The sequence below is a fragment of the Salimicrobium humidisoli genome (assembly GCF_002295105.1).
Taxonomy (GTDB): Bacteria; Bacillota; Bacilli; order Bacillales; family Halobacillaceae; genus Salimicrobium; species Salimicrobium humidisoli.
The window spans coordinates 1-1,439 of sequence record NZ_NSGH01000050.1; the positions used below are offsets into that span (position 1 = coordinate 1).

Sequence of the window (1,439 nt, forward strand, 5' to 3'; positions counted from 1 at the left end):
CGGGATGGACACACCGCTGGTGTACCAGTTGTTCCGCCAGGAGCATTGCTGGGTAGCTACGTGTGGACGGGATAAGTGCTGAAAGCATCTAAGCATGAAGCCCCCCTTGAGATGAGATTTCCCTTTAGAGAGATGCCTCTGAGACGAAGAGGTTGATAGGTCCGGTGTGGAAGCGTGGCGACACGTGCAGCAGACGGATACTAATCCATCGAGATCTTCTCTATACGTTGGTCATATGTTTCTTATCCAGTTTTGAAGGTTTTTCAAAAAACCTCTTGAAATTTGTTCGAAAGAACAATATAATAATCTTTGTCCTTGAAAAGGTTTGGTGGCAATAGCGAAGAGGTCACACCTGTTCCCATGCCGAACACAGAAGTTAAGTTCTTCCGCGCCGATGGTAGTCGGGGTTACCCCCCGCAAGAGTAGGGCGCTGCCAAACTTTATCTGGAGGATTAGCTCAGCTGGGAGAGCACTTGCCTTACAAGCAAGGGGTCGCAGGTTCGAGCCCTGCATCCTCCACCATTTTGCCGGCCTAGCTCAATTGGTAGAGCAACTGATTTGTAATCAGTAGGTTGGGGGTTCAAGTCCTCTGGCCGGCACCATTTCATATTTATGAGCCATTAGCTCAGCTGGTAGAGCATCTGACTTTTAATCAGAGGGTCGGAGGTTCGAGCCCTCCATGGCTCATAGTTCATATGCGGGTGTGGCGGAATTGGCAGACGCGCTAGATTTAGGATCTAGTGTCTTACGACGTGGGGGTTCAAGTCCCTCCACCCGCATTTTGCTGCGGAAGTAGTTCAGCGGTAGAACACCACCTTGCCAAGGTGGGGGTCGCGGGTTCGAATCCCGTCTTCCGCTCTTTACTTAATTTATTTGTGCGGTCGCGATAGCGGCAAAATGCCATGCCGGGGTGGCGGAATTGGCAGACGCACAGGACTTAAAATCCTGCGGTGGGTCTACCACCGTGCCGGTTCGAGTCCGGCCCTCGGCACCATATTCATATGCGCCCGTAGCTCAATTGGATAGAGCGTCTGACTACGGATCAGAAGGTTAGGGGTTCAAGTCCTCTCGGGCGCACCACTATACGGGAAGTAGCTCAGCTTGGTAGAGCACTTGGTTTGGGACCAAGGGGTCGCAGGTTCGAATCCTGTCTTCCCGACCATTTTACGGGGCCTTAGCTCAGCTGGGAGAGCGCCTGCTTTGCACGCAGGAGGTCAGCGGTTCGATCCCGCTAGGCTCCACCATTCAATTTTTAGTAGATCTTTGAAAACTGAACAATGTTTTATGCCATGCGTCAATTTTTTGAACGAATTTATGATTGAGCTAATCAATCTCTTTTATGGAGAGTTTGATCCTGGCTCAGGACGAACGCTGGCGGCGTGCCTAATACATGCAAGTCGAGCGCGGGAAGCGAGCTGAAGCCCTTCGGGGCGGACGCT

At 51.7% G+C, this 1,439-nt stretch carries 9 tRNA genes and 3 rRNA genes; all 12 read left to right on the forward strand.

The annotated features are described in order from the left end of the window. Positions 1-224: ribosomal RNA gene (locus CKW00_RS13410) — 23S ribosomal RNA — on the forward strand; the annotation flags it as partial. Between the two features lie 100 nt (positions 225-324). Continuing rightward, a 5S ribosomal RNA gene (gene rrf / locus CKW00_RS13415) occupies positions 325-439 on the forward strand. 7 nt (positions 440-446) lie between these two features. After that, positions 447-522: transfer RNA gene (locus tag CKW00_RS13420), tRNA-Val, on the forward strand. Positions 523-526: 4 nt separating this feature from the next. Next, positions 527-602: transfer RNA gene (locus CKW00_RS13425), tRNA-Thr, on the forward strand. Between the two features lie 12 nt (positions 603-614). After that, a tRNA-Lys gene (locus tag CKW00_RS13430) sits at positions 615-687 on the forward strand. A 10-nt stretch (positions 688-697) separates the two neighbouring features. Next, positions 698-779 (forward strand) — tRNA-Leu (locus tag CKW00_RS13435). 7 nt (positions 780-786) lie between these two features. Next, positions 787-858, forward strand: a tRNA-Gly gene (locus CKW00_RS13440). Positions 859-904: 46 nt separating this feature from the next. After that, positions 905-994: transfer RNA gene (locus tag CKW00_RS13445), tRNA-Leu, on the forward strand. A gap of 9 nt (positions 995-1,003) precedes the next feature. Beyond that, a tRNA-Arg gene (locus CKW00_RS13450) sits at positions 1,004-1,080 on the forward strand. Between the two features lie 5 nt (positions 1,081-1,085). Next, positions 1,086-1,162, forward strand: a tRNA-Pro gene (locus CKW00_RS13455). A gap of 6 nt (positions 1,163-1,168) precedes the next feature. After that, positions 1,169-1,244: transfer RNA gene (locus CKW00_RS13460), tRNA-Ala, on the forward strand. Positions 1,245-1,336: 92 nt separating this feature from the next. Next, positions 1,337-1,439, forward strand: a 16S ribosomal RNA gene (locus tag CKW00_RS13465); the annotation flags it as partial.